General features: G+C 40.7%; 21 protein-coding genes and 1 tRNA gene. 9 read left to right on the top strand and 13 right to left on the bottom strand.

Going from position 1 to position 24,551, the window contains the following annotated elements:
- Nucleotides 1-363: 363 nt before the first annotated feature.
- Together M5F03_RS01115 and M5F03_RS01110 are read right to left on the bottom strand one after the other, a co-directional pair.
- Nucleotides 364-436 (bottom strand) — tRNA-Arg (locus M5F03_RS01115).
- 73 nt (nt 437-509) lie between these two features.
- Nucleotides 510-1,898: an amino acid permease gene (locus M5F03_RS01110; protein ID WP_111885597.1), complete on the bottom strand. Its 1,389-nt coding sequence runs from the start codon at nt 1,896-1,898 to the stop codon at nt 510-512.
- Nucleotides 1,899-2,228: 330 nt separating this feature from the next.
- Here M5F03_RS01110 and prpF point away from each other — a divergent pair, with 330 nt between their 5' ends.
- The 3 genes from prpF to M5F03_RS01095 all read left to right on the top strand — a co-directional run bounded on the left by prpF (nt 2,229) and on the right by M5F03_RS01095 (nt 5,642).
- Nucleotides 2,229-3,419, top strand: coding sequence for a 2-methylaconitate cis-trans isomerase PrpF (prpF, locus tag M5F03_RS01105; RefSeq protein ID WP_168379031.1), 1,191 nt, complete (start codon nt 2,229-2,231; stop codon nt 3,417-3,419).
- 206 nt (nt 3,420-3,625) lie between these two features.
- Complete coding sequence (locus M5F03_RS01100) at nt 3,626-4,603, top strand: GGDEF domain-containing protein (protein WP_249706005.1); 978 nt, start codon at nt 3,626-3,628, stop codon at nt 4,601-4,603.
- A gap of 130 nt (nt 4,604-4,733) precedes the next feature.
- Entirely contained in the window at nt 4,734-5,642 is a 909-nt protein-coding gene (locus M5F03_RS01095) for a polyprenyl synthetase family protein (RefSeq protein WP_078193048.1), read from the top strand.
- A 196-nt stretch (nt 5,643-5,838) separates the two neighbouring features.
- Here the strand turns inward: M5F03_RS01095 and putP are convergent, their stop codons facing one another.
- The 5 genes from putP to M5F03_RS01070 all read right to left on the bottom strand — a co-directional run bounded on the left by putP (nt 5,839) and on the right by M5F03_RS01070 (nt 10,611).
- The gene (putP, locus tag M5F03_RS01090) at nt 5,839-7,329 is read right to left on the bottom strand and encodes a sodium/proline symporter PutP (protein WP_180007428.1); all 1,491 of its coding nucleotides are present in this window, start codon (nt 7,327-7,329) and stop codon (nt 5,839-5,841) included.
- Nucleotides 7,330-7,540: 211 nt separating this feature from the next.
- Nucleotides 7,541-8,395 (bottom strand): SPFH domain-containing protein, encoded by an 855-nt coding sequence (locus M5F03_RS01085; protein WP_078189969.1) that lies wholly within the window; start codon nt 8,393-8,395, stop codon nt 7,541-7,543.
- Nucleotides 8,396-8,411: 16 nt separating this feature from the next.
- Nucleotides 8,412-8,891, bottom strand: coding sequence for an NfeD family protein (locus M5F03_RS01080; protein WP_249706003.1), 480 nt, complete (start codon nt 8,889-8,891; stop codon nt 8,412-8,414).
- A 99-nt stretch (nt 8,892-8,990) separates the two neighbouring features.
- Nucleotides 8,991-9,914 carry a patatin-like phospholipase family protein gene (locus tag M5F03_RS01075; RefSeq protein WP_180024072.1) on the bottom strand — a complete coding sequence of 308 codons (924 nt, stop codon included), beginning with the start codon at nt 9,912-9,914 and terminating at the stop codon, nt 8,991-8,993.
- Nucleotides 9,915-9,975: 61 nt separating this feature from the next.
- A complete protein-coding gene (locus M5F03_RS01070) occupies nt 9,976-10,611 on the bottom strand; it encodes a 1-acyl-sn-glycerol-3-phosphate acyltransferase (protein ID WP_249706001.1) in 636 nt (211 codons plus the stop codon).
- 169 nt (nt 10,612-10,780) lie between these two features.
- Here M5F03_RS01070 and M5F03_RS01065 point away from each other — a divergent pair, with 169 nt between their 5' ends.
- From M5F03_RS01065 to M5F03_RS01045, 5 genes are all read left to right on the top strand, one after another.
- The gene (locus tag M5F03_RS01065) at nt 10,781-12,067 is read left to right on the top strand and encodes an MFS transporter (RefSeq protein ID WP_249705999.1); all 1,287 of its coding nucleotides are present in this window, start codon (nt 10,781-10,783) and stop codon (nt 12,065-12,067) included.
- A gap of 127 nt (nt 12,068-12,194) precedes the next feature.
- Complete coding sequence (locus M5F03_RS01060; protein ID WP_249705997.1) at nt 12,195-13,301, top strand: porin; 1,107 nt, start codon at nt 12,195-12,197, stop codon at nt 13,299-13,301.
- Between the two features lie 140 nt (nt 13,302-13,441).
- The gene (locus M5F03_RS01055) at nt 13,442-15,112 is read left to right on the top strand and encodes a phosphoethanolamine transferase (protein ID WP_249705995.1); all 1,671 of its coding nucleotides are present in this window, start codon (nt 13,442-13,444) and stop codon (nt 15,110-15,112) included.
- Nucleotides 15,113-15,115: 3 nt separating this feature from the next.
- Nucleotides 15,116-15,784, top strand: coding sequence for a response regulator transcription factor (locus M5F03_RS01050; protein ID WP_078189962.1), 669 nt, complete (start codon nt 15,116-15,118; stop codon nt 15,782-15,784).
- 19 nt (nt 15,785-15,803) lie between these two features.
- Nucleotides 15,804-17,129, top strand: coding sequence for an ATP-binding protein (locus tag M5F03_RS01045; RefSeq protein WP_249705993.1), 1,326 nt, complete (start codon nt 15,804-15,806; stop codon nt 17,127-17,129).
- 30 nt (nt 17,130-17,159) lie between these two features.
- On the opposite strand, the gene M5F03_RS01040 is transcribed toward M5F03_RS01045, so the two are convergent.
- Entirely contained in the window at nt 17,160-17,867 is a 708-nt protein-coding gene (locus M5F03_RS01040; protein WP_249705984.1) for a phosphatase PAP2 family protein, read from the bottom strand.
- A 172-nt stretch (nt 17,868-18,039) separates the two neighbouring features.
- Between M5F03_RS01040 and M5F03_RS01035 the strand changes: the two genes are divergently transcribed.
- Nucleotides 18,040-18,738: an HAD family hydrolase gene (locus M5F03_RS01035; protein ID WP_180108919.1), complete on the top strand. Its 699-nt coding sequence runs from the start codon at nt 18,040-18,042 to the stop codon at nt 18,736-18,738.
- Nucleotides 18,739-18,815: 77 nt separating this feature from the next.
- Here M5F03_RS01035 and M5F03_RS01030 read toward each other — a convergent pair whose 3' ends face one another.
- The 5 genes from M5F03_RS01030 to M5F03_RS01010 all read right to left on the bottom strand — a co-directional run bounded on the left by M5F03_RS01030 (nt 18,816) and on the right by M5F03_RS01010 (nt 24,541).
- Nucleotides 18,816-20,003 carry an ammonium transporter gene (locus M5F03_RS01030; RefSeq protein ID WP_078193036.1) on the bottom strand — a complete coding sequence of 396 codons (1,188 nt, stop codon included), beginning with the start codon at nt 20,001-20,003 and terminating at the stop codon, nt 18,816-18,818.
- Between the two features lie 602 nt (nt 20,004-20,605).
- Entirely contained in the window at nt 20,606-21,283 is a 678-nt protein-coding gene (locus M5F03_RS01025; protein WP_249705982.1) for a DUF421 domain-containing protein, read from the bottom strand.
- A 225-nt stretch (nt 21,284-21,508) separates the two neighbouring features.
- On the bottom strand, nt 21,509-23,239 hold the full coding sequence (gene dhaK / locus M5F03_RS01020; protein ID WP_249705980.1) for a dihydroxyacetone kinase subunit DhaK: 1,731 nt from the start codon (nt 23,237-23,239) through the stop codon (nt 21,509-21,511).
- A 421-nt stretch (nt 23,240-23,660) separates the two neighbouring features.
- Complete coding sequence (locus M5F03_RS01015) at nt 23,661-24,116, bottom strand: hypothetical protein (protein WP_180007440.1); 456 nt, start codon at nt 24,114-24,116, stop codon at nt 23,661-23,663.
- A 155-nt stretch (nt 24,117-24,271) separates the two neighbouring features.
- Nucleotides 24,272-24,541, bottom strand: a complete 270-nt coding sequence (locus M5F03_RS01010; RefSeq protein WP_249705978.1) for a lysozyme inhibitor LprI family protein — start codon at nt 24,539-24,541, stop codon at nt 24,272-24,274.
- Nucleotides 24,542-24,551 lie beyond the last annotated feature (10 nt).

Genomic DNA, 24,551 nt, shown 5'->3' with positions numbered 1-24,551 from the left:
ATACATATAACATTTTGATTATTATTTAATATTTTTAGTTACTGCATTATTTTCTAAACCTAAAAATAATTGAAAATATTTTGATATGGGCAGTCATAAATTGATTTTTTGGCCTTATAAACCACACCATGTGTCATTTTTTGCATTGACAAATAGATGGTTAGGGAATTTAAAAGTGCTATTCAATTCTTCTTAAAAACAAACTCTCAAGAGTAAAATCAGTAAAAACAAAGATTAAGTTAATGAAATCAGAGATGAATTTTGAATTTGAAATGTAAAAATTGGATTTAAGAATTCTGAATTTAGTTTTATTGATAAATGTGAGTTGAAAAAAATCAGAGAGGTGAGGTGTCCAAAAAATTGTGCGCTCTGCGGGACTCGAACCCACGTCGGTCGCTTAGGAGGCAACTGCTCTATCCAGTTAAGCTAAGAGCGCATGACGGAGGCTAATGTACTCCTATTTTAGCTAAAAAAAAAGTTATTGTCGAAACAATAACTTTTTAAATTACTTAGTCTTTATGAACTTCATTAGGGTCAATGTCGCTCAAATCTTTAGGATTAAGATAGTTAAACATTAATAACATGACTGTAATCCAAACAGGGATCATTAGAACTGATTCCATAAAGCCCTGAGTCCACATAATAAATAGAACTAAAGCAATAAAGATCAGAACGATGTAGTTGCTGACTGGTGCCCAAAGTGCAGGATATGAGGTTTTAAAATTCAAAATACGTTTTGCACGGCGGAACTGTAAGTGAGTCATGGTAATCATCGCCCAGTTCAGGACAAGGGCACCAACAACCACATACATTAAGTGACCAAGCGCATCTTCAGGTACGAAGTAGTTTAAGAGCACACAACCGAAAATCAGTACTGCAGAAAGTAATACTGCTGGAATTGGCACGCCACTTTTGTTAGTTTTTGCGAAAACTTTTGGGGCATTACCTTGTTTTGCCAAGCTATAAAGCATACGGCTATTGGCATACATACCGCTGTTATAAACAGACAGTGCTGCAGTTAGGATAATGAAGTTCAGTAAATGTGCAGCCCAATCAATACCCAGTTGGCTAAAGATCATCACAAATGGACTTTTGTCTAGACCACCTAGTTCAAGCTGATTCCATGGCACAAGTGACAATAGAATAGTCAAAGAACCCACGTAGAAAATCAAAATACGAAATACAACTTGGTTAATCGCTTTTGGAATAGTTTCTTTTGGATTTTCAGCTTCCGCTGCCGCCATACCAATCAGTTCAATACCACCGAAGGCGAACATCAAGAAAGCTAGCATGAAGAATAAGCCTTCAAAACCATTTGGGAAGAAGCCGCCCTGACTCCATAAGTTGGTAAATGATGCTGTTGAGTTAGCATCTGCAGTCAGTAGCAAATACAAACCAAATACGATCATCGAAATAACCGCAGTGACTTTAATAATCGACAGCCAAAACTCTGATTCACCATAAAACTTTACATTACCTAAGTTTACTAAAGTAATGATCACGAAGAAGAATAGTACAGATGCCCACGCTGGAATATGAGGCCACCAGTAATTGATGTATTTCGCAACAGCGGTGAGTTCTGTCATTGCCACTAAAATATAGAGAATCCAGTAGTTCCAACCTGTTAAGAAACCTGGAAATTTCCCCCAATATTTATATGCAAAATGGCTAAATGAACCTGCTACAGGTTCATGGACGATCATTTCACCCAACTGACGCATAATTAGAAAGGCGATCAGACCGCCAATGGCGTAGCCGAGAATAATGGATGGTCCAGCAGATTGAATCACATGCGCTGAGCCCAAGAATAAGCCTGTACCAATTGCACCACCCATGGCAATCAATTGAATATGACGATTCTTTAAGCCACGCTTGAGTTCGGAGGAATTGGTAGTCAAGTTACTCTTCCCGAGAATGGTTTAATTTTGGTAATTGTAATGTATAGAGAATGAATAGCCTAGTAGCTCAAAATTTATGAAAAATATTTATATATTTAATAACCTATTTTTCGTTTTAAATGCTGAATTAAAAATTTATGAATCAATAGATTAATTTTATTTTAATTGAAATTCTTATACTTGGCTTTATATGGAAAAGGTATCGAATGTTGTTTTTTTATACTTAAGTCATGTGATTGTTAAAACTTCAATTAAACATTGTATGATGCAAAAGCGCAGAAAAGAACGCTCTGCCAAAACACAATGATAAAGATTAAGGATTCAATAAAAATGAGTTTTGCTCCCCAAATTAAGATTGCAGCGACTTATATGCGTGGTGGTACTAGTAAAGGTGTATTTTTCAAGCTAGATGATTTACCGCTTGCAGCACAACAAGCTGGAAAAGTTCGCGACCAACTTTTATTACGTGTGATTGGCAGTCCAGATCCTTATGGCAAACAAATTGATGGGATGGGTGGAGCAACATCAAGTACCAGTAAAACCGTTATTTTGGCAAAAAGTTCACAGCCTGAGCATGATGTCGACTACCTATTTGGACAAGTGTCGATTGATAAAGCATTTGTAGACTGGAGCGGTAACTGCGGAAACTTAACGGCAGCGGTTGGTGCATTTGCCATTTCAAATGGTCTGGTTGAGGCATCACGTATTCCTGAAAATGGTTTATGTACGGTTCGTATTTGGCAAGCCAATATTCAAAAAACCATTATTGCGCATGTACCTATTACTGATGGTGCAGTACAAGAAACTGGTGATTTTGAACTAGATGGTGTGACCTTCCCAGCAGCCGAAGTTCAAATTGAATTTTTAGACCCAGCAGATGATGGTGAAGATGGCGGCGCTATGTTCCCTACAGGGAATTTGGTCGATACCTTAACCGTACCCGATGAAGGCAGTTTCCCTGCAACATTTATTAATGCAGGCATTCCAACCATTTTCTTAAATGCAGAAGATATTGGTTATGTCGGAACTGAACTGCAAGATGCGATCAACGGTGATGCTAAGGCATTGGCCCGTTTTGAAAAAATCCGTGCTTATGGTGCGCAGCAAATGGGTTTGATTTCAGATATTGCTGAAGCAGAACAGCGTCAACATACCCCAAAGATTGCATTTGTTTCAAAACCGAAAGCCTATACATCTTCGAGTTCTAAACAAATCTCTGAACAAGATACGGACTTATTGGTTCGTGCCTTGTCGATGGGGAAACTACATCATGCCATGATGGGCACAGCGGCAGTTGCCATTGGTACAGCTGCGGCGATACCGGGGACGCTTGTGAACTTAGCCGCGGGTGGTGGGGAGCGAGAAGCTGTGCGTTTTGGACATCCATCTGGGACGCTACGTGTAGGTGCGCAAGCAATTTATGAAAATGGTCAGTGGGTCGTTAAAAAAGCCGTGATGAGCCGAAGTGCGCGTGTCTTAATGGAAGGCTGGGTGCGTATTCCTGCGGATAGTTTAGATTAAGTATTTAACATCTCATTTGAAATCAGCCTCTGCTTTGCAGGGGCTTTTTTTTGCCTTTATCTTTTATATGAATAAGCAAATCATGAATTGGTATATATTTTTATATAATATGAACTGCATTTAATATTAGAAAGTTTCTGTGATTTATGTCAGATTAATTTTGTTAGCATTTTGCGTAGCTTTACCCTGAAAAAAGTAGCGAAACCATGCTTAAAAAAGACTTAATAAAATCGGACCTACCTACTGAACAATTAGCTGTATTAGAAGCGTTGCCAATGCCTGCTGCGTTATTTTCTGCGACAGCTGAGCTGATATGCGCCAATCAAATATTTAAACATCGATTTCAGTCAGACTTACAAGAGATTGTATTGAATCATGTGTCCGTGATGCAGCAAAAAACCAAAGCCACAAGTTCTGAGTTTGATTTACGCTGTTTAGAGAACGATAGCATTGAACCCTTTATGTATAGTGAAAATGAACGGCATTATTGGTTCACGCTCAAACCTAAGTTTCAACAAAGTGGCGATTTGGAACATGTGTTGTTGTGCTGTGCGGACATTACAAATTTAAAGCAAGTCGAATTATCGCTGTTGAAACATAACCAACAACTCGAACAACAAGTTTATTTTGATTATCTGACAGGGATAAAAAATCGACGTGGATTTGATTTAGACCTTTCTCAGTGGCAAAAAAGCTTCGCGGTTGAACAAGCCAATGAAATTTGTTTGATGATGCTCGACTTAGACAATTTTAAGCAAATCAATGATATCTACGGTCATGCATTTGGCGATGAAGTTTTAAGAAAAAGTGCGCAGCTTTTAAGGATGCAAATTAGTCAACATGCAGATGCACAAATATATCGCATGGGTGGGGAAGAGTTTGCAATGATTTTGCCACGCACGGCTATATCGACTGCATGTTCGATTGCACAACAATGTTGTGAGCAAATCTATGCTTCTTCTATGAATTATGCAGATAAAGCTTTACAACTGAGTATCTCATGCGGAGTGGCCTTGTGGGATGGAACAGAGTCATTTTTTGAAACATTGGCACGTGCCGATCAGGCTTTATATCAAGCCAAGAAAGGCTCGAAAAATTGTACATATTTTAATGATGGACAAAATGTGGCGCTATTTGAGGAAACGACATTTAAAAAACCATCAGACTGTGGGAAAAACACATAGATTTAGGCCGTAACATAGAGAAAGATTTGAGAAAGCAGTATGATGCAACAGGTCAAAATTGACAGAAAACATTGGCAGTCGATTTGCTAATGAACGAAGCAGTTAAATATTTAAAGTATTTGAGGTGAATGTGTCTTCTTTAACAGACGTTTCCACACATGCCCTGACAGAAGCGCAGCAGCGTATTCAGCAGGATTTACTGACAGCGCTAGATGCATTTTCAATTCCAGAACCCTTAAAAGGGGCGGTGTATCATGCTGTGATGTTGGGTGGAAAACGCGTTCGACCGGCACTTTGTTATGCAACAGCAGCGTTAAAACCCAATACCAATTTTGCAGCCGTACGCCGTGCTGCTGTGGCGATTGAATTTATTCATTGTTATTCATTGGCACACGATGATTTGCCGTGTATGGACAATGATTTACTTCGTCGCGGTCAACCAACCTGTCATGTGGCTTTTGGTGAAGATACGGCTTTACTTGCTGGCGATATTTTACAATCGATGGCTTTTGAAGTTTTAGGCAGCCGTCTCTTTGATCAAGGCCCAGCCGTTGAAGCGCCGATCATCTTAAAGCAAATGCAAATTTTAGCGACTGCAACTTCCAAAATGGTCAATGGCCAAGTTCTAGACTTACAAGCGGAAGGCAAGCATGTCAGTCAGGATGAACTGGAAAATATTCATCGAAATAAAACTGGTGCTTTAATTTCTGCTGCAATCATGATGGCTGCAGTGACAATATTTAATGGCACAGATCAAGCCATTCCTAAACTCCGTGAATTTGGTCTCGCGATTGGTTTAGCGTTCCAAGTTCAAGATGATATTTTAGATATTATTGCTGACACTGAAGCATTGGGTAAAACAGCGGGTAAAGATCAACAAGTGGATAAATCCACATATCCTGCGTTAATGGGTCTCGAGCAAGCGCAAGCTTATGCAGAAGAATTACATGCTCAAGCGCTTCAAGCTTTGGATTATTTTGCAGAAGATGCGGCAGAATTACACAAGATCACGCAGTTTTTATTAAAACGTCAAAGTTAATATGACGTAGTAAAGACATTAGCCCACACATTTAACATGTTGTGGGCTTTTTTTATATCAAGTACATTTGGAACAGAAGTCAAGAAACCTCTAAGTAATATCTAAATGGATGACATGATAAAAAACAAAAAAGGACGCTAGGCGTCCTTTTTTGCAGATATTAAAATTTAGAACTTAAATTTAAGTGCTATTGGTCTTAAATACTTTCTTTATAGATACGATCTGCTTCTTCAAATTTTTCAGTGACTTCAGCAGATGGTGCTTTGCCCATTAAGCTCACAATGATGATTGCAATGAGTGAGCAGATGAAGCCCGGTATAATTTCATAAACGCCTGTATCGCCCCAGAGGTTTTTCCATAGAATAACCATAACAGCACCAACCACCATACCTGCTAAAGCACCATTGAGTGTCATGCGTTTCCAGAACAATGACATGATAATCAGTGGGCCAAATGCAGCACCAAAGCCTGCCCATGCATATGCGACGAGACCAAGGACTTTAGAGTCAGGATTACCCGCCATATAGATCGCAAGCAACGCAATCATTAACACCATAATACGGCCGACCCAAACCAATTCTTTTTGTGAAGCATTTTTGCGTAAGAATGATTTATAAAAGTCTTCAGTTAATGTACTTGAGCAGACTAAAAGCTGACAGCTTAAGGTACTCATGATCGCAGCTAAAATCGCAGCCAATACGATACCTGCAACCCATGGGTTAAATAGAATTTTAGTCAATTCCATAAAGACCGTTTCAGGGTTTGCTGTAACGACACCTGCCAGTTCTGGATGCTGTTGGAAATAAGCAATACCGAAGAAGCCTGCTGCAACTGCGCCACCGAGGCAGAGCGTCATCCATGTCATACCAATACGGCGTGCATTGGGAATCGATTTAACAGAATCAGCTGCCATGAAGCGGACTAAGATATGCGGTTGACCAAAATAGCCTAAGCCCCATGCCAATAAAGACATGATTGCGACAAAACTTAAGTCAGCAAATACATCCATGGCTTGAGGGCGTGCTGCTTCTAATGCCAGAGTGAATTGGGTTAAATCAGAGAACGACAACATGACCACGATAGGTGTCAGCAGCAAGGCAAAAATCATAAAGCCCGCTTGAATGGTATCGGTCCAACTGACAGCAAGGAAGCCACCAATAAACACATAGCTCACTGTTGCGATGGCACTGATCCAAAGCGCAGTGCTATACGACATACCAAACATACTTTCAAATAATCGAGCGCCTGCAACCATGCCTGAAGCACAGTAAATTGCGAAGAAAATCAAAATAATCACAGCAGACACGATACGTAAGATTTTCTTTTGATCGTTAAAACGATTTGAGAAATAGTCAGGTAGGGTCAGGGCATTATTTTGAACTTCGGTATGTACACGGAGACGACCTGCCACAAGTAACCAGTTGAGCCAAGCACCAATGATCAGACCAATTGCAATCCACATTTCAGATAAACCTGAAAGGTAAATCGCCCCCGGAAGACCCATGAGCAACCAACCACTCATATCCGATGCACCTGCAGAAAGGGCAGTGACAAAGCTCCCTAATCGGCGGCCACCTAAAATGTAGTCAGAAAAGTTACTGGTCGCACGGTATGCAAGTAAACCGATCACGACCATGGCGACAATATAAAAGAGAAAGGTAATTAGGGTGGGATTCAGGGAGCTCATACGGTATCCGCTTTGGCGTTGGACAATTGCGTTTAATTAGGGGACTCAATGGGATTTGCCTAAGCCAAGTAGGTGAAATCGAACGATAAGTCCTAAAACGTCAAAAAAATAACGTGAAATTTAAACATAAATTCACAAACTTTGCCTTCTTTTTTGCTTTGGGCATAAAAATGGGCCGTATGTCACGACCCATTTTAATTAATACGGAGATTTAGTTATTACGACCCATCACACCACGAATCGTATTCAGTACATCCGCAGGTAATACCACAGTTTTGGCATTATTAGATTTAGCCATATCTTGCATGGCTTTGACGTATTGTTCACCCAGTAAGTACGCAACTGGAATTTCTTTATCGCCGACGGCTGAACTCACCATTTCAATTGCACGCTGTGAAGATTCTGCCAGTACCACTTGAGCTTCTGCATCACGACGAGAAGCTTCTAAACGACCATCCGCTTCCAAAATAGCCGCTTGTTTTTCACCGTCTGCCTTGGTCACTGTCGCACGACGTTGACGTTCAGCGGCCGCTTGCTCTTCCATTGCCGCTTGCATGGTATGAGAAGGTTTAATATCTTGAATTTCTACAGTTTTAAGCGTAATACCCCAGTCAGAGATATCGTCAGAAATAGCAGCTTTAAGTTTAGCCTTAATATGATCACGCGATGAAAGTGCATCATCAAGGTCCATTTCACCGACAATAGAACGTAAAGAGGTTTGAACTAAGTTTTGAATTGCCCATGTGTAGTTTTCAATACCGTAAACTGCTTTTTCAGGCGTGGTTAAATTGATGTAAGCCACAGCATTCATCAGCAGTACCGCATTGTCACGTGTGATCACTTCCTGAGAAGGAATATCTAACACGATATCTTTGGTTGTCACTTTATAAGCCACTTCATCGACATACGGAATCACAAAGTTCAGTCCCGGATTGAGCGTGGTATGGTATTTACCTAAACGCTGAACAATCCATTTATAACCTTGGGGAACAATACGGACACCTTTAAAAATGGTGACGGCTACAAAAACTAAGAGCGCTAAAAAAACAATAGAAACACCAGACATGTCATTTCTCACTTATTTATGGATTGTCAGTGGGGTGGTTGCTGCTGTGCAGTTGGACGACTAAATCATTGCCTAAAATATCGGTCACGCGAACACGGTCGCCGACTTGAAGTGCATCTTGGGTACGGCAATGCCATTCGTCTGAACCTAAAACAGGCATCGGGAAGCGAACTTTAACGCTGCCATGATTGAGCTGGGTTTGAATCACCATACCCACTTGGCCAATCGTCGCTTCACGGGACAGACCTGCTTTGGTTTTATCAATGGATAAAGGCTTAATAAATTTGAACCACAAAAATGTGCAGAGCAGGGCAAAAATAATCCAAACCACAATTTGGACATTAAAGTCCATGGATGGAAAGATCCAATATAAGATCCCAACCAAAATTGCAGAAACGCCAAACCATAGCGCAGCAAAAGACGGCAAAATTAGTTCAAAAAGCATCAAAGCGACGCCCAATACAAACCAGTGCCAAGGTTCTAAAATAAATTCCATACATCTACTCTTATATAAGGGTGAATTGATATAGATGAACCAGTATCTATATCAATGTAGCAGATGTATAACTCAATGAATATAAAAAAAATCGTTGAATTATATTTTCGCTTTTGGTGCTGGTTTAAAGGCCGCAGGGGACTGTTTAAAGTTATCGATCGCCTTAATAATGCTATTCACTTTGAGCTGTGCGGCTTTTTCACCTTCTAAAATCGTCGCATTGCTCGACTTCAAATCGAGTGTGCCGATATGTCCCACTTTAGGTTGAATCACGAAATTAGCATTTTTCAGTTCTTCATTAATACTTTGTTGTCCCATGATGTTAATGGTTTGATCGAGTAAACCAAACATGCTTACGGCTTTGCTACCGTCAGGACGCGCAGAAATATCAACCGCAATCACGATATCTGCACCCATATCACGTGCCGTTTTCACCGGAATCGGGCTGACTAAGCCACCATCGACATATTTCACCCCTGCAATGGTTGCAGGTACAAATACATTTGGAATGCTGCACGATGCACGTACCGCTTGGCCTGCATTACCACGGTTAAATTCAGTTTTACTGCCATTATCCAAACGGGTGGCTACAGCAGCAAAGCGTTTTGGAAACTGTTCAATTGATTTATTGCCGACGTTTTTATTAACAAAGTCTTGCAATTTTTGCCCTTGAATAATGCCTTGGCTATTTAAGGTTAAGTCACGAATATCAGACTCTTTAAAGTTCAAGGCCAATTGCTGCATTTGATATGGTGTTTTACCGCTGGCATATAAGCTACCGACAAAACTACCCGCACTGGTCCCAGTCACAATTTTAGGTTTAATACCATGTGATTCGAGTACTTTAAGCACGCCAATATGAGCAAAACCTTTGGCACCGCCACCACCGAGCGCAATCGCGATCACCGGTTCACGTGCTTTGGCTGGTGTAGGTGTCGTGGTCGCAGGTGTTTTGGTTGCAGAATCACAGCCAGTGAGTGCCAATACAAAGAGGCTAGGAATCAGGTATTGCAAAAGTTTCATGGGTGAAATCTGATGGTTAAATATACAAAGTGCACATCACATCAAAAAAATAGCCATTTGACTAGGGCTTTTTCCAGTGCTTTTGTAACGGCAAGGCCAACCATTCGGGATTTTTCGGGGAAAATTTGCCATCATAAATCTTCAAAATTTTTTCGAGATCAGTTTCAAAATCTCCACTGGGTTCAAAAACACCCAAGCAATGAATGGTTTTCTTTGCATAATCAAAGCTAAACATCACAATAGGTATCTGTGCTTCATAGGCAATATAGTAAAAACCACTACGGATTTTATCGGCTTTTTTTCGTGTTCCCTCAGGTGCCATTCCAATCCAAATTTGATCTGTCGCTTGGACAATCTCAGCAATTTCACGCGTCAGTCCATGTGGATTTTCACGCTGCACAGGGATCACGCCGACCCAATCCAAAAGTGGTTTTAAGGGGGTATCAAAAAGGGTGTTTTTACCAAAAATGGTTATTTTTATCCCGATTCCAAGTAAGGCGAGAAAACCATACCATGCATCTATATTAGAAGTATGCGGAGAAATGATCGCTACAGCTTTGGCAAGGTTGGGAAATTCGCCGTCAAATTTCCATCCTTGTGCCAAAAAAAGTTTTTTAAAAATAGCGCGGCTCAGGGGGGAGCCGCGTGATGGAACTTGATCGGGCAAAACTGGAAATAATTGAGTCTTTTGATTCATTGCATATTCTTATATAAGTGAAATCCATTTTCGACGTGATGCACATTTAAAAGTACGGCATCAGTATTGACCTTTATCTTAGGTCGATGATTTTTTTAGATCATTGGCAAAATAGCCGTATTTTGACTACTCTAAATGTAACTTCAGCGCACTCAACATTTAGGAACTTATGATCCAGCTTCGTCAGCTCTATCTTTTACTGTTTTCCTTATATTGGGCGCAAGGGTTACCTGTCGGTTTTATGACGCATGCTTTACCAGTGATTTTAAGAGCGCAAGGTGTATCTTTGGCGCATATTGGTGGCTTTGGATTACTCATGCTGCCATGGTCGATCAAAGTTTTTTGGGCACCGTGGATTGATCGGCATGGTTCAAGGTCCAAAGGGCACTATCGGAGTTGGATTATTCCAATGCAGTTGTTGTCCGTGGTGGTCTTGGTCTTCCTGTCTTTTTTGCCGATCCAAAGCTTGAATGAACCAATGTATTTGCTGCTGTTTTTTGTGGCTTTACTCAGTATGAATTTGGTCGGTGCAACTCAAGATGTTGCAACGGATGGCTTGGCTGTCAATATTTTAAAAACTGACCAACAGCACTGGGGCAATACTTTTCAGGTGATTGGTTCCAGACTCGGCTTTATCGTGGGCGGTGGTGCTGTACTTTGGGCCTTGGATTGGTTGGATTGGCAAGCCACATTTCTGTTTTTAGCGGCATTGGTGTTCATCAATACCATCCCTATTTTTCTCTATCGAGAACCTTTAAAGCCACAGCTCAACATAATTTCCTCTCAAGAGAATGATAACAACCATAAGCATACTTCAGGCTTGTTCTATGCTATTCGCCAGTATTTGGCTTATTTTACTCAAACCAAAATCCTTACACTGTGGCTCATGATCTTATTGAGTTTTAAGCTTGCAGATGGTCTAGCAGGTCCTTTACTTAAGCCACTGATGGTCGATTTAGGATTGAGTTTTAGTCAAATTGGTCTGTATGTCACCATGCTGGGTGCTGTGGCTGCTTTAATTGGGGCGGGGTTTGCTGGTCTAAGCTTGAAGTATATTTCTCGGGCGCAAGCCTTGGTTTTCTATTCGGTATTGAAAATATTCAGCTTATTAGCCTATGCATGGCTGGCTTTGCAGTTCGAGGCAAAACGGAAAGTTCATGAATGGCTGATCTATGGGATCAATGCTGCCGAAGACATGATTTCAGCCATGCTGCTTGTGATCATGCTGACTTTGGTGATGCAATATAGTCGTAAAGCATTTGCAGCAACGGACTTTACATTTCAGGTTGCCATTATGGCTACGGTGAGTGGGGGGCTGTATAGCATCAGTGGCATAGTGGCCGATCAGTTGGGTTATAGCACTTATTTATTTTGGATCACAGGTTTGGCTGCATTGAGCTTAGTCCCGATTCTATTTTGGGGAAAAGCATCAAAAAATGACCAAAATCACTTCTAAATCATGATTTTGGTTGTTTTTTATCAGCTAAAGCACTAAAAGAGCAATGCAAATATTATTTTAATAATTTTGTAATATGTTTCCCGTGTGTAATATCTGTTACAAAATAATTTAAGGAAAATTTTTGATGAAAACTAAGTTAGCAGCGGCTATCGCATTGAGCCTTTTGGCTGGCTCAACCTTTGCAGCACCAACCTTCTACGGTGAAATTGATGCGTCTGTTGATTATTTACCTGAAGATAATAAAACGGGTGTTTCAGACAAAGATGTCGTTGAAATCAGTTCAAACAGTTCTTTCTTGGGTTTAAAGGGCGATGAAAAACTGACTGACCGTTTAAGCGCAGTTTATGCAATTGAATGGGCATTTAACTCAGACGGCGAAGGCGATGACTGGTCTAAGCGTAACCGCTTCGTTGGTTTGAAAGATGCGAAACTTGGTACATTGAAAGTCGGTGCACACGATACACCATTAAAACAATTATCTAGTCCGGTTGATACATTCAACAACTACGTGGGTAACCGTGCTGATGTTACAGGCATCATGACGGGTGAAAACCGTGTAAATAACGTTGTTGTCTATGAATCACCAGCTTTTAAAATTGCTGAAGGTGCAATTAAAGTTAATGCATTGCTTGCAACAGGTGAGTCTTCAGGAATCAAGAGTGATAAAGGTGTAGTAAAAACTGCAGGTCGTGGTCTTGGCGATGCTTGGTCGGCGTCTGTTGTCTATGACAGCCCTGTTATTGTTGCAGGTTTAGCCTATGACAAAGCCATTCCATCGAACTTTGGTGGTGTAGGGATCTTAAATGCTGAAAGTCCTGAAGTTGCAGGTACAAAAGCATTTGCTGCTGCAAATACCGTTCGTGCGATTGGTCGTGTAAATCTTGAGGGTGGTTTGGCACTCAAAGCACTGTATCAAACATCAGAGGTTGAGGCTGCTAAAGGTAATGATGTTGCAGCAGCAAATATTGATGATGCTCAAGGTTGGTTAGTCGGTGCAGAATACAATCTACCTTCTGCAAAAGCTTGGACAGTAAAAGCACAATATAGTCAAAATACTACGACCTATAAAGTGGGTGATGATTACGAAGCTCAGCAATTCATTGCAGGTGCGGATTATGCATTTAGCAAACAAGTGAAAGCATATGGCTATGCGGGTTACTTGGCACTTGAACAAGGTCCAGATGAAAGCGAACAACCCTTATTGGGTACAGGTCTAGAATTTAAATTCTAAGACCTTGATTTAAGTTGTTCAAAAGGCGATGTTTTACATCGCCTTTTTTGATTTTTCTTGCTTGGTTTTGATCAGTTTTAAGTGATTTTTAAGTTTGAATTTTTAGATTAGGGCATCAAAGATCAATAATTGATGCCAATATGCTTCAGGTCATAGCTAAAATACAGCAAAAAATTCCAAGACTTAGTTTAAGTCAATTTAACCTCGTGCTTGCCTTATGGCTTGGGATGGTTTTGAACCTCGCGTTTTATCAGCAAATCCAGCAGCTCACACCTTATACGGGATTGAAGGCTGGACTATTCTTAGCGGCAACCGTACTGGTGGTGGTGGCACTTTATAATGTGCTGATGCAACTCCTGCAATGGCGATGGAATTCAAAACTTTTGGCGAGTGTTTTGCTGATCATTGGTGGCTTGAGTGCTTATTTCGTCAATAGTTTAGGCGTGACCATTACATCTGACCAAGTGCAGAACATGATGCAAACAGATGTAAAGGAAGTGCAGGATTTAATCTCGCCACAATTTTTTATCTGGGTCTTTGGACTGGTTATTTTGCCAGTGCTATTGATCTGGCTTTTGCCACTGCATAAAGAAGCCCTAAGCACGGTCGTAGCCAAAAAGGGTCTACATATAGTGCTATCGCTCATCCTTTTGGGTGCTTTGCTGTTTGTTTATTTTGTCGATTATGCTGCGATCTTTCGTGAGCATCGTGACTTAAAAGGCATGCTCTCACCACAAAACAGTATCGCTTCGACATTTTCCTATTATCACAAAAAAGCGCCGAAACAGAATTTGCCATTGCTGAACTATGGTGAAGATGCACATATGGTTGAAAACGTAAGCGCCAAAAGCTTACCAAAATTGATGGTCTTGGTGGTTGGTGAAACTGCGCGCGCGGAAAGTTTTTCACTCAATGGCTATGCTAAAAATACCAATCCTGAACTCAGTCAGCAAAATATTATTAATTTTAGCCAAGTCAGTTCATGTGGCACGGCAACCGCTGTGTCTGTTCCTTGTATGTTCTCGGGTATGCCGAGAACCGAATATGACGAACAGCTTGCAAGTCATCGCGAAGGTTTACTCGATATAGCACAGCGTGCAGGCTATAAGGTGACGTGGCTAGATAATAATTCAGGCTGTAAGGGCACATGCACACGTGTTGAAAAATATGAATTTCCTGAAGCGCTGAAGAAAAAGTGGTGTGATGCCGATGGCGAATGTCATGATGAAATCTTATTGGATGGTTTGAAGGCATATTTGGCTTCGATCCCCAAAGCAGATCCAACTCCCCGTTTAATTGTATTACACCAAATGGGCAGTCATGGCCCTGCTTATTTCAAACGAAGTACCGCAGCGTTTCAAAAATTTAAGCCAACCTGTAATAGCAATGCCATACAGGGATGTAGCTCTACAGAATTAATAAATAGTTATGACAACAGTATTATCTATACCGACCATGTGCTGAGTGAATTGATTAACACTTTAAAAGTGACTGACCACTATCAAACAGGACTGTGGTATTTGTCCGATCATGGCGAGTCGACAGGTGAGCATGGCTTATATTTACACGGTTCTCCATACGCAATTGCACCGTCACAGCAAACCCATGTACCGATGTTGATGTGGTTTTCACCGGCGTGGCAAAAAAATAATTCAGCGCAATATACTTGTTTAATGGCACAAAAAAGCCAAAAATTAAGTCAGGATAATCTATTTCCATCGCTATTAAGTTTGCTCGATGTGCAGACTCAAGTGATTGATGAAAAAAACAATATGTTGCAACAATGTACTTCAGTACAGCGCAGGACTTAAGCCATGCACAAAATACTTATTATTGAAGATGATTTCATGATTGCCGAATCGACTAAAACCTTGTTGAACTATCAACAGTTTGAAGTCGAGTGGGTGAATAATGGTATCGATGGCTTAAAGCTCATAATGCAAGGGGGGATTGATATCGTCTTGCTAGATCTAGGTTTGCCGATGATGGATGGTATGCAAGTCCTGAAACAAATTCGTCAAATGCAGCCTAAATTGCCAGTGTTAATCATCTCGGCACGTGATCAATTACAAAATCGTGTAGATGGTTTAAACCATGGGGCAGATGACTATCTGATTAAGCCATATGAGTTTGATGAATTACTTGCACGGATTCATGCACTCCTTCGACGCACAGGGCTGAGTTCAGTCGAAGCACCACAGAAAATTTTAAAACATGGTGAATTGATTTTAGATATTGAGCAGCATCTTGCGCGCTATAAGGGGCAATATGTCGATTTATCTAACCGTGAATGGGCCATATTGATTCCACTGGTGACGCATCCGAATAAGATTTTTTCGAAAGCCAATTTAGAAGATAAGCTTTACGATTTTGATAGTGATATCAGCAGTAATACTATTGAAGTGTATGTGCATCATCTCAGAACAAAATTAGACAAAGATTTTATTCGCACCATTCGTGGTTTAGGTTATCGACTCGGTTAAGGCAAAGGAATTATCGACCATGCAGCAGCCTTATTCTCTGAAAAAGAGACTAATTATTTATGTGTCTGTTTTCAGTATGCTTTTGGGCTGTCTTTTGGTGTTTTCAGCTTATCGAATTGCACTTGAAGAAATTAATGAAATTTTAGATGCGCAAATGCAAAATTTGGCGGAACGTGTTGCAGAGCATGATCCGCAGCCCATTCGCAGCGAATTTGATCAACATAAGCGTTATCACGAAGAAGATTTATTTGTCGATGTGTGGACCTATCAATCCAATGCGCATCAAACCCATCAATTAAAATTATTGGTCGCGCCTCAGCCCAAAGCCGGTTTTTATACCCACAGTACCCAACAGGATGAGTGGCATACCTATATTTTGCCACTCGCAGATCGGCAAATTCAGGTCAGTCAGCAAGAATCGGTTCGACAGCATCTTGCAGCAGAATTGGCCAGTAGCATGTTTATTCCCTATTTGGTTTTTATACCTTTTGCATTAATCGCTTTGGGATGGTTGATTCAACGCAGCTTAAATCCACTGGAAAAATTTAAAAAAGAACTGGCAAAACGGGATGCCTTTGAACTTTCTCCAATCTCTCAAATGCCGTATCCAGAGGAAATTGCGCCGACCATTATTGAAATGAACCAGTTGTTTGAACGGATTTCGTTGTCGCAGCAGGAACAGCGCCAGTTTATTGCTGACGCAGCGCATGAGTTACGGACCCCGATTACCGCACTGAATTTGCAAATGCAGATTTTGCTACAAAAATTTCCACAAGATGACGCTCTACAAAATTTGAGTAAAGGTTTAATTCGTATTCAGCATTTGGTCAGTCAATTGTTGAGTTTGGCAAAACAAGATGCCTCGGTCTTTGAACTTGAGCGCAAACAACATTTTGATCTTAAGCAAGTCGCAACCAATTGTGTCGAGCAACTGGTACATTTGGCGATGCATAAAGATATTGACCTTGGCATGGAGCAACAACAAAGCATTGCCTTATATAGTCTTGAGCCAACCGTACATTCAATCATTTTTAATTTGATTGATAATGCCATTAAATATACCCCTGCACAGGGCATGATTAATGTCTCCGTCTTTGAACATGCGGGGCAGGCGGTTGTACAGGTTGAAGATAGTGGGCCTGGCATCGACCCAGCTTTATATGAGCAAATTCGAAAACGCTTTTATCGAATTTATAATCATGAAGAAATTGGAAGTGGTTTAGGCTTGGCGATCGTGGATAAGGCCGCTGCGCATATTGGTGCACGTTTAGATTTTGCGAAAAGTGAAACGCTGGGTGGGTTGAAAGTAACGATTCAGATTCCGCTAAGACCTTTAAACTCCTAATTATTTTAATTTACTCCTTGCGAATAAAGCCTATATCCATTCAAAGTGTTTATAGGCAGTTTTGATTTTTTCTGTGGGTAGATAACGACAGCCAAATGTATAAATGACTGTGTTAAAGGCCCAAATAAACCATGCTGTCCAAAGGTTATGGCTCAGAAAATGCGCACCCCGCATCATTTGCGCCCAGCCAAAAGCAAAGCCTAAAATCAGCCCAGCTGATAAAAAGAAATAGGCACGGGCAGGTCGATGTATTAGATAAACAAAATATCCGGTGATTAAGGCAAAACCAGTCGCAGCATGGCCACCGGGGAAGCAGTGTCCTTGGCGTGCTGAAAAATCCCAAGAAAAGCCTTGGGCTGTGGCGACGGTCATATTCCAAGGGCAGGCATGTGCAGATTGTGATTTGAGCAAACCAATCATTGCCGTGCTGAGTAGAGCCACTACGATAAAATAACCGAATTCAAACTTACGTGCTTTCAGATGAGGATATTTAAAACTGCATATCCATGCTGCGATATAGAGAACATAAACGCCTATGACGATATTCTTGATATAGCGATGGTTCAGCACAGCAAGTGCCCAATCATTACGATGAGGAAAACTACCATGTAGCTCGACCCAAGGCTGAATAAAAGCTTGGTCGAGCGAACCACCGACAGGAAAAACATAAAGGAGGCCAACCAAACTGAGTGTGAGCAGCAGGGTTTGTCGCAATAAAAAGGTACGGTTCGAGAGCATAAGTCGTGTGATGTGCCGAAATTATTTTGTTTGAATGCTGCTATTTGAAACCACAAAACTTAAATCAGACTTAATCGGCTATTTGAACTGTATTGATATCGATAGTGAAGAAGGTGCATAAAGCAAAACGGGCATTGTGTTAAAGTTTTTGAAAACTCAGTAATAAAGATTTATGAGCATACGTGCAGTCCTTTTTGATTTAGATAATACTTTGACTCATCGAGATCACAGCGTTCAGGCCTATACGCAGTATTTAGCCGAGTCTTATCAGTCGACGCTGGCGGAGGTAGACCTTGTACAGATTAAACGTATTATTAATCGTATAGATAATGGGGGATATCCGAAAAAAGAACTCCTTACTCATCCGAGTATTGGGGCATCTGTCGCTTATGCCCTACAAACAGAGCTAAGTTGGATACATCAACCCGATTTTGATGAGCTGACACAATTTTGGTTTCAGCACTTTGGTCAGTTTGCCGTGGCGATGCCAGGAGCATTGAGCTTGCTGCAGCAACTAAAACAACAGCAGTATAAATTGGCTGTGGTGTCGAATGGTGGACATGCCACACGCCTGAACATTTTAAATGGACTGGGTTTTGCATCGTATTTTGATCAGATCATCAGCTCGGAAAGTGCAGGCATCAGTAAGCCCAAAGTTGAAATATTTCAGTACAGTTGTCGTGAGTTGGGCGTGACGGAAACCGAGTGTTTATTTATTGGTGATCATCCTGTCAATGATATTTATGGTGCGAGCCAAGCAGGGATGTTTGCCGTATTGCTTGAAGGCTTTCATGCTTTAAGTGCAGAACAACAGCACAGCATTCCGAATAAAATTCAGCATTTGGATCAAGTCTTAAATTTTCTGAAATAAGGATTTCTAATAATAGAGCTTTGAGTGCATTTCAGGGTTAAAAAAAGCGGCTTAAAAGCCGCTTTAGATTGTGTTGTTTAGAACATGTTTTCTTCAGAGTTTGCCGAAATACGGTGAATACTTAAGTCTGCACCACGGAATTCTTCTTCTTGATCTAGGCGAATACCCATCGTTACTTTGAGTAGACCATAAACGATAAAACCACCAGCCAATGCAATCACGATCGCGAGCAGCGTACCGATACATTGAGAGATCATTGAAATACCGCCTAAACCGCCCAACCATTTTTGTCCAAATACACCCACTGCAATACCACCGAAAGCACCACAAACACCGTGTAGTGGCCATACGCCAAGTACATCATCGACTTTGAGTTTGTTTTGAGTGTATGTAAATAGTTTGACAAAGATCAGACCTGCGATAGCGCCGATAATTAACGCACCGACAGGATGAACTACATCTGAGCCTGCACAGATTGCAACCAAACCTGCTAAGGGACCGTTATGTAAGAAACCGGGGTCATTTTTACCCATGAAGTTTGCCGCCAATGTGCCACCGACCATCGCCATGAGAGAGTTAATTGCAACCAGTCCTGAAATCGCATCAAGGCGTTGAGCACTCATTACGTTGAAGCCAAACCAACCGACAATGAGAATCCAAGAACCGAGTGCCAAAAAAGGAATACTTGAAGGTGGATGCGCACTGATACGGCCATCTTTTTTGTAACGACCATGACGCGCACCGAGTAAAAGTACTGCAGCTAAAGCGATCCAACCACCCATCGCATGTACCACAACCGAACCTGCAAAGTCATGAAAGGCTGCGCCAAATGTACGTTCTAACCAAGCTTGTAATCCAAAATTACCATTCCATGCCATGCCTTCAAAAAATGGATAGACCAAAGCGACCAATAATAATGTGGCAATCGCTTGAGTCCGCATTTTTGCACGTTCAGCAATACCACCAGAAATAATCGCTGGAATGGCTGCGGCAAAAGTCAGCAGGAAGAAACAACGCATTAAGTTGTAGCCATGATCGGCGGCTAAAGTGTCCCCAATATGGAAAAAATGCTGACCATAAGAGATGTAATAACCCACAAAAAAGTATGCAATTGCGGAAATAGAAAAGTCAGTCAAAATTTTACTCAGCGCATTGACCTGATTTTTATGTCGTACTGTACCTAATTCTAAAAATGCAAAGCCAGCATGCATGGCAAGAACCAAGACTGCACCAAGAAGGAGAAAGAGGAGATCTATATTTTGCATAAGGTGTTCCAGTTTAGTGCGCTAGTTCACGAAAAGAAGTTCAGTATATCGAGCGGAATAATTTCGAAAAGAGGAGTGAGCGAGGGAAATTTTGATTAAAAAAACTAAAAAATGTAGAAGACTCGATATAAAGCAAAGACTTGCATGAGTATGACAACAATGCACTAAAATAGTGCAATGGTGATTTGCAATGACAAAATTAAATGAATGATTATTAAGTGAAAAACTATGTTTTTAGAATCTGTTTAAAAAATGAAAAACAAATTGCGCCATTTCTGAGTTAATTCAGGGCAATTCATTATTTTGTATTTTTATCTGATTGATAGATGTTAGCGCGAGAATGAAACTTAAAATTGACGAATGATACATTTTTGGGAGTCTGTCTGAGCATCTTGTGGTCTTCAAAAGATGAAAACTTGATGTCTTGCCTGAATTGAAATGATGCACAGATATTAACCAATGAAATCTCTGCTGCTGCACTTTTAGATGGCGAATAAAACATTCAAGGGTGGGTCTGTGGTGATGGTCGTTGGATCTGACTGTATTTTGATGACGTGTTTAATTGAAGCGGCACAGAATTTTAAAGTTTTAGCCTTGAATGCTTAAGCTAAACGCTGTGTATTAATCGCTTCAGCCCAGTCACAACATCCGCAGCGCGGGCAGGTATTCTGAGCACCGTGAATGTACATGGTTTTGCCACAGTGCGTACAGGCATACAGCTGATGCATTTTGATATCTCGAACCGCTTTATAGGGTTTCGGAAATAGAGGCAGTCCATAACGCACTTGTTCAGGTGGATAAAACAAAATACTAAACTTGCCATCACTTTCTAATAAGCCAACTCGAACTTGTCCAAGATGCTCAACATTTTGCTGACGCATTTCAGAGAAGAATTCATCATGTGACATTTTACCTTGTTTAATCTTTTCTAAAACCAATTCACCATCTTCCACAATGTAGAGGGCTTTGCCTTCAATTAAATCTTCAAAGGGTTGGTATTTCATCATGAGCCAAGTGATTACGCGGTATAAACCAATCACCACCGTCATCACAATGAGCGCTTGTAAGAGGGGGAGTTCCTCATCAAACATTGGGTCGCCTGCAATAGAACCCAAAGCAAGGAGGATGGCAACTTCAAAGATGGATAACTGACGCACGCCGCGTTTGCCTGTTAGGCGTAAGAATACGATGATTAAAACGAACATAATGACGCTACGCAAAATCACTTCGGCAGCAAAAGTCCATGTAGTGTCATGGATGAAAATTTGAGTGAAATCCATGTCTCATCCTTTTTTATCGTTATGTGTTTTTAACTTAGCAAAGCGCTGGGCGATAAAGCAGCTCAATTGTGTTAATTTTTAAGCACTATTCGAAAAAGGATTTCATGCTAAAGGTATTGTATGAATGAGATATTTGATGAAAAAAAGTGCTTTAAAATAGCCATAAAAAAAGCACCGACGAATCGATGCTTTTGATGTGGTCTGGCAATTTTTAAAGATGTTCAGTTATTTAATATGTTCTGCAATATTCGTAAAGATTACACCTAAACCATGTGCGCCAGCATCTGGATAGCCAAGACTACGGTCGCCTACAGTTCCCGCACGTCCCATACGCGCTACAATCTCTTTGGTATTTTCAGCGCCTTGAACCGCCGCTTTTGCACCAAGTACAAAGTTTTCTTTAAAGGTTTTATCTGTATGGGCAGACCAAGAATCTGCGCATGGCACAAGTGCATCAATCAGGGTTTTATCACCCACCACTGCGCCGCGTCCAAATGAACGCTCACCTGTAGTTTGAATGCCTTTGACCGCTGCTTGCAGCATCTCGGCAAAGTCTGAAACGCTCAAAGCAGTTTTGCCTTGAATTGATTTCGCTGCTGCACGGAATGCTGAACCCCAGATTGGGCCAGATGCACCGCCACAGTGTTCCATAATGATCATTGAGCAGTTCAGCATGAATTCATCCATCTGCTGCGCTTGAATCAGACTTTGCCATTCACGTTTTAATTGCTTAAAGCCTTTCGCCACGCTCATACCGAAGTCGCCGTCACCTGCATGCGCGTCTAGTTCACAGAATGGCACTTCATTTCTAATGATACAGGCAGACATGACATCGACCACATAGCGCATGTTTTCGATGGTGAATTGTTCATTGCTAATCACCGCATGTTCAGGCTGTGTTTCAACTTGGGTATTTACCACAGCTTCGGTGGCAGCATCTTTAGTTGCGAAAGTTAAAGGTTGTGCTGCTGAACCATCCATTTTAAATGCAGGGGTGTTGGCTGCTGCATCGAGGTAAGTTTTCAATTCATCATCGACAGCAAGCAAGGACACAGATGCACCATTCATGTCGATACTGGTCATATAGTTGCCGACAAATGTGCGGTAAATTTTGATGCCTTTACGTGCAAGGTGTTCGCATACATCATGGTTAAAGACATACAACTCTTGCAGCGGTGTGCTACCAAAGCCATTGACCAAGACTGCAACTTCTTTCATGTCTGGGCGGTCAAGGAACAGGTCATCCACGATGCGCTGTGCCATTTTTTTGGATGGCAAGATTTTTTCACGACGGATGCCGGGTTCACCGTGAATGCCGACGCCATATTCCATTTCGTCATCAGCCAAAGTAAACGTTGGCGTGCCTTTGGCTGGAACAGTACATGAGCTATAAGCAAAACCAAGGCTAATGACGTTGTCCGCAGCTTTTTGAGCAATCGCTTTTACGTCTGCAAGTTCTAAGCCTTTTGATGCTGCTGCGCCTGCAATCTTATGTACAAATATTGTGCCTGCAACACCACGACGACCGACTGTATATAGGCTGTCTTTAACCGCAATGTCATCTGCCACTTTTACATAGTCAACTTTAATGCCGTCTTCAGTTGCAAGGTCTGCGCCATTCTGGAAATTCATCATATCGCCAGAATAGTTTTTGATGATCATCAGCACGCCTTTGTCAGTTGCGACTTGCTGTAAAGCTTTATAGACCTGAATTTGCGATGGAGATGCAAATACATCACCACATACGGCAGCGTCTAACATGCCTGTGCCTACAAAGCCTGCATGGGCAGGTTCGTGACCGCTACCACCACCACTGATCAATGCCACGTTATTGTGCTTTTCTTTGCGTGAAATGATTTTGTGCGACTCGTTAAATGCGAGTTCTGGATGGGCAAGAACAAAGCCTTTGCACATTTCAATTACGATGTTTTCTGCACCGTTCATGAGTTTTTTCATGGATGTACCAATCTGTATTTATAGGGGAGAGTTCTAAGTTTTAATTATTCAGGAATTTGAAGTTTTTTGCTGATTAAATAATGTAAAAACGGATGGTTTGGAAAGTATAGATTGAGCTTTTGAAACTTTACCTCTCCCTAACCCTTACTTTCATTTTGTTTTAAATCAATGCGTAAAGGTTATTATAGGGGTAATATCCATTAATAAATTCATAAAGTTTCTAATTCACAATGAAAGCTCCCTCTCACTCTGGGATGAGACGCATTGCTTAGCAAGGGGGAGGAGGAATGGGTAGGTGCTAGGACAGATTGATGAGTGGTCTTTTAGCGTTTTTTGAAATTTCCTATAAAGGAATCCCAATACATCTGATTTAGTGAGATTCCCATTCTTTAAGACATGTCTATTGTTTTACTAGGATAGATTATTTTTTAATTAAGTTTTTGTTGAAATGGATATCAGTCAAAAAATAATAACCAAATCTATCTGAATAATTTTCTGCATAGGTTAAACAAACTGATTGTGGTGGATTTTCCAAATATTCAAAATGGCTTCCAGTCATAGAAATTTGATCTGATTCAGGGAAACTAAGATTTTTACCATCTAACATTGTGAAATGGAAAATAATTTGTTGCCATGAGTTGCGATGACTTCCTCGCAGAATTGTTGAATGACCTGTATATGTGCCGCATTTTTTGACTTTATGTTTTGATTGCATGGCATCATTAATTTTTTGTGTACGAAAATGATCAATAATAAGTGATCCCATGTGTGCAAAGCATGACATAAAAATGATAATCCAGATTAGTGAATGTGTGTATTTCCATACAAAAACGGATCCTATTAAACACACAATACCAAAGCTTATTTCCATAATCATTTCGAGCCACCAACTATTCACAAAATTAAAAAAAGTTCATTTTATTTTTAAAGGCTAAAGGTAGGGGGCTATTATTCTAACTGATTTAATTGCTTGATTCTCTGATCAATAAGATCAGCATTACATGATAGATTGATTAACTTAGATCCCGCACCTTATACGCCACTAGAAAGATAAGATACGAGTTCATTACAATGACTATTTTTATATAACAACCAATTCTTTTGAGAGGTTTCTAAAATTTTCTGACCTTCCTCATTCATAGTGTTATATAGCTTTTGATAAGTTTGGTTGAGCTTGGTTTTATTAAATTGTAGTTCTTTTTCATAACAAGCAATTTCATCATAAACATTACTAGCTTTACATTTTGCAAAAGTAAAAGATGAAATAAAAGGTAAAACTAAAAGTAAGAATATTTTTTTCAATTTTATAAAA

It is taken from the genome of Acinetobacter amyesii, from assembly GCF_023499985.1.
GTDB classification, from domain to species: Bacteria; Pseudomonadota; Gammaproteobacteria; order Pseudomonadales; family Moraxellaceae; genus Acinetobacter; species Acinetobacter amyesii.
This window is presented reverse-complemented; position numbering and strand designations above follow the sequence as displayed.

What these genes read in the sequence shown, in the direction of transcription:
- putP (WP_180007428.1), bottom strand. Translation starts at nt 7,329, where the DNA reads ATGAGCTCCCTGAATCCCACCCTAATTACCTTTCTCTTTTATATTGTC.
- M5F03_RS01070 (WP_249706001.1), bottom strand. Translation starts at nt 10,611, where the DNA reads ATGAATCAAAAGACTCAATTATTTCCAGTTTTGCCCGATCAAGTTCCA.
- M5F03_RS01045 (WP_249705993.1), top strand. Translation starts at nt 15,804, where the DNA reads ATGCAGCAGCCTTATTCTCTGAAAAAGAGACTAATTATTTATGTGTCT.
- M5F03_RS01075 (WP_180024072.1), bottom strand. Translation starts at nt 9,914, where the DNA reads ATGAAACTTTTGCAATACCTGATTCCTAGCCTCTTTGTATTGGCACTC.
- dhaK (WP_249705980.1), bottom strand. Translation starts at nt 23,239, where the DNA reads ATGAAAAAACTCATGAACGGTGCAGAAAACATCGTAATTGAAATGTGC.
- M5F03_RS01030 (WP_078193036.1), bottom strand. Translation starts at nt 20,003, where the DNA reads ATGCAAAATATAGATCTCCTCTTTCTCCTTCTTGGTGCAGTCTTGGTT.
- M5F03_RS01065 (WP_249705999.1), top strand. Translation starts at nt 10,781, where the DNA reads ATGATCCAGCTTCGTCAGCTCTATCTTTTACTGTTTTCCTTATATTGG.
- M5F03_RS01080 (WP_249706003.1), bottom strand. Translation starts at nt 8,891, where the DNA reads ATGGAATTTATTTTAGAACCTTGGCACTGGTTTGTATTGGGCGTCGCT.
- M5F03_RS01055 (WP_249705995.1), top strand. Translation starts at nt 13,442, where the DNA reads ATGCTTCAGGTCATAGCTAAAATACAGCAAAAAATTCCAAGACTTAGT.
- M5F03_RS01015 (WP_180007440.1), bottom strand. Translation starts at nt 24,116, where the DNA reads ATGATTATGGAAATAAGCTTTGGTATTGTGTGTTTAATAGGATCCGTT.
- M5F03_RS01060 (WP_249705997.1), top strand. Translation starts at nt 12,195, where the DNA reads ATGAAAACTAAGTTAGCAGCGGCTATCGCATTGAGCCTTTTGGCTGGC.
- M5F03_RS01025 (WP_249705982.1), bottom strand. Translation starts at nt 21,283, where the DNA reads ATGGATTTCACTCAAATTTTCATCCATGACACTACATGGACTTTTGCT.
- M5F03_RS01050 (WP_078189962.1), top strand. Translation starts at nt 15,116, where the DNA reads ATGCACAAAATACTTATTATTGAAGATGATTTCATGATTGCCGAATCG.
- M5F03_RS01035 (WP_180108919.1), top strand. Translation starts at nt 18,040, where the DNA reads ATGAGCATACGTGCAGTCCTTTTTGATTTAGATAATACTTTGACTCAT.
- prpF (WP_168379031.1), top strand. Translation starts at nt 2,229, where the DNA reads ATGAGTTTTGCTCCCCAAATTAAGATTGCAGCGACTTATATGCGTGGT.
- M5F03_RS01040 (WP_249705984.1), bottom strand. Translation starts at nt 17,867, where the DNA reads ATGCTCTCGAACCGTACCTTTTTATTGCGACAAACCCTGCTGCTCACA.
- M5F03_RS01085 (WP_078189969.1), bottom strand. Translation starts at nt 8,395, where the DNA reads ATGTCTGGTGTTTCTATTGTTTTTTTAGCGCTCTTAGTTTTTGTAGCC.
- M5F03_RS01100 (WP_249706005.1), top strand. Translation starts at nt 3,626, where the DNA reads ATGCTTAAAAAAGACTTAATAAAATCGGACCTACCTACTGAACAATTA.